Source organism: Methylobacterium segetis (assembly GCF_004348265.1).
Lineage (GTDB): Bacteria > Pseudomonadota > Alphaproteobacteria > Rhizobiales > Beijerinckiaceae > Methylobacterium > Methylobacterium segetis.
Map to the genome: position 1 here is coordinate 1 of NZ_SMNT01000228.1, position 2,714 is coordinate 2,714.

The window sequence follows — 2,714 nt, forward strand, 5'->3', positions numbered from 1 at the left end:
TCATCGAGGCCCTGCGCCGCTTCCACGCCTATTACGGCGACGAGTTCGTGATCGAGTACCCGACCGGCTCCGGCACCCTGCTGACCTTGAACGCGATCGCCGACGCGCTGGAGGATCGGTTGATCGCGCTCTTCACCCGGGACGCGGCGGGCGGGCGCCCGTATCGGGGCGGGCGCCCGCCCATCGACGCGGGCGCCGGGGGCGACGACCCGCTCCTGTTCCACGAATTCTTCGACGGCGAGACCGGGCGCGGCCTCGGCGCCTCGCACCAGACCGGATGGACGGCGCTCGTCATGAACCTTCTTCTCTCGCAGGCGGGGCGCAGCTGACGCCCGGGCCGGGTGTGAGTTCCGTCACGGTTCCGAGGCGCGCGTCGGGGGAAGCTCGCTCCAATCGGAGCGCGTCCCATGTCGCGTCGCATCCTCAGCCTGATGGCCCTCCTCCTCGTCACGGACGCGATCGTTGTGCACGGGCGAGGCCCCCGCCCCTCCCAGATCGTCTCGCCCGATGCGGGCGAGACCGCGCGGCTCGGCCGGCAATACGTCCTCCCGCGCACTTGATCTCACCGGGTTAGGCTGAGGGCTGCGACGTGTCCCATGTATCCATGACGATGATGCGAGCGTGATCTCGATCACGGTTCGCGATCGGCAGGAATCCTACAGGTTCGGCGAGATCCGAGAGCGGATTTCTCTTCGCGGCAGCAGCCTCGAAGATCACGAACCTCAGGATTCCGCCATGATGAAGTGTCTCGTCATCGCCGTCGCCCTGCTGGCGACGATGGTCATCGTCCGCGCGAGCATGCTCGCGGCGCCGGCGCGGGTGCCGGTCAGGGCGACCTCCGGCATCGACATCCGCGAGATGACGGTGCGGTCGAACCTCCCGCCCTCCGACCCGTACGACGCGTTCTGACCGGCGCTCAACGGTCGCGGTGGCGCGCCACCCGCGGCCGGCGCCCGTTGCGGGTGACGAGGACCTTGATCGTCTCGGACATCACCGGGGGCACGTGCGGGACGTGGTCGGCATCGGCCAGCACCAGCTGAAGGGTGTGGGTGCCGAGCGGAAGCGTCACCTGCGCCTCCGTCTGCCCGAGACCGAAATGCAGGTGATTGAAATCGTTCGGGATGCGCTCGTCGGGGGAGCGCAGGGGCGCGTCGATCAGCAGGTGGTGATGGCCGGTATTCGCCTTGTCGAACCCGGCCGGGGCGACGCCCATCCCCACGAGGCCGAAGCGGACCGTCACCTTGCGGGGGACCACGGCGCCGTTGCGCGGCTGCACGAAATAGACCCGGGCGCCGGGCGGAGAGGCGTGGCGCGCGGCCGGCGCCGCGGCCTGGGTGCCCGCAGCCGGCGCCTCGACGACCCGCACCTTCACCACCTCCGACAGGACCGGCGGATTGTGGGGGATATGGTCCTTGTCGGCGAGCAGGAGCTGCAGCGTGTGATCGCCCGGCGTCAACTCGATCTCCGCCTCGGTCTGGCCGGCGCCGAAATGCAGGTGGTTGAAGTCGTTCGGGATGGGCCTGTCGAGGGGCGGTGTGGGCACGTCGACGAGGATATGGTGGTGGCCCGCGTTCATGCGTTCCGACCCCGCCGGGGCGACGCCCATGTTGCGCAGCCCGAACCGGATCATCGGCTTGCGGGGCAGGATGCTGCCGTCCTTGATGTCGATGAAGTAGACGGCCGCACCGGGCGCGGAGGGCGTCGGCCCCCCCTTCCTGTCGCCCTGGGCCGGCTGCGCGGCTACCGCCTGCGTCAGCGCGACGAGCGCGCCGAGCCGGCAGATCCAGGTTCGGTACGCTCGAACCCGGTGGGTCGAGGCCGTTGCGCCGCCCATCGTCGCCCTCCCGTCAGGCATCGCGTCACCGCAGCCGAATAGGCGCACGATCTCCTGCCCGCCGCCGACCCGCAAAAACGAGCTAGAGCGCCTCTAAAAAGGTGATTCGCTAGCCCGAAAGATGCAGCGTGCGGTCAATGACCAAGAGAATACATGCCACAATGATTTGCAACGGCTACGGTTTGCTTTGGCGCTCGCGTGCTATACCGGACAGTAGTCGAGATCGGTCAAGCTCATGATTTTGGATTGACGCCGATGCGCGATTTACTTTTCCGCGACAGACGCGTCCGGCAGGATCTGATGATGCGCAGCAGCCCTTCCGGTCAGATCCGGCGATTGCGTGGCGCTGGCCGGGCGGGACGCGGCGTGCTGCTTCTCGCGTGCCTGGCCGCCATCGTCCTCCCGCTCGTCCCGCTGCCGGCCTGCGCGCAGGCGACGATCGGGGCCGGGCGCCGTTTCGCGCTCCTCATCGCGAATGCGCGCTACCCCGACGCGAAGGCGCCGCTCGCCGCGATCGGCCGGGACGCGCGTCTGCTGGCCGACGAATTGCGGCGGCACGAATTCGACGTGGACTTGCGGGAGAACGTCACCCGCGAGGACATGCAGTCCGTCCTCGACGGCTTCTACGGCAAGATCAACGCCGGCTCCGCCGCCTTCCTCTATTTCGGCGGCTACGGCATTCAGGTGAACCGGCAGACCTTCCTCTTGCCCGTCAACGCGCAGGTCTGGTCCGAGACGGAGGTGCGCAAGGACGGGATCAGCCTCGACGGCGTGCTGGCCGAGATGAACCGGCGCGGCGCCCGGGTGAAGATCGCCGTCGTCGATGCGGCCCGGGAAAACCCCTACGAGCGCCGTTTCCGCGCCTCCTGGGCGGGGCTCG

4 protein-coding genes and 1 pseudogene are annotated in these 2,714 nt (G+C 68.7%); 4 read left to right on the forward strand and 1 reads right to left on the reverse strand.

Annotation, left to right across the window (positions count from 1 at the left end; all coding sequences use genetic code 11):
• From E1J50_RS26225 to E1J50_RS27690, 3 genes and pseudogenes are all read left to right on the forward strand, one after another.
• Nucleotides 1-329: pseudogene (locus E1J50_RS26225) on the forward strand (MGH1-like glycoside hydrolase domain-containing protein); the annotation flags it as partial.
• Between the two features lie 78 nt (nucleotides 330-407).
• Nucleotides 408-560, forward strand: a complete 153-nt coding sequence (locus tag E1J50_RS27685) for a hypothetical protein (RefSeq protein WP_165937845.1) — start codon at nucleotides 408-410, stop codon at nucleotides 558-560.
• Between the two features lie 175 nt (nucleotides 561-735).
• Nucleotides 736-909: a hypothetical protein gene (locus E1J50_RS27690; protein ID WP_165937846.1), complete on the forward strand. Its 174-nt coding sequence runs from the start codon at nucleotides 736-738 to the stop codon at nucleotides 907-909.
• A 7-nt stretch (nucleotides 910-916) separates the two neighbouring features.
• Here E1J50_RS27690 and E1J50_RS26230 read toward each other — a convergent pair whose 3' ends face one another.
• Nucleotides 917-1,834 carry a DUF4399 domain-containing protein gene (locus E1J50_RS26230; RefSeq protein WP_132257191.1) on the reverse strand — a complete coding sequence of 306 codons (918 nt, stop codon included), beginning with the start codon at nucleotides 1,832-1,834 and terminating at the stop codon, nucleotides 917-919.
• Nucleotides 1,835-2,200: 366 nt separating this feature from the next.
• On the opposite strand from E1J50_RS26230, the gene E1J50_RS26235 reads away from it, so the two are divergent.
• A partial coding sequence (locus E1J50_RS26235) for a caspase family protein (protein ID WP_165937989.1) occupies nucleotides 2,201-2,714 on the forward strand: 514 nt, incomplete at its 3' end.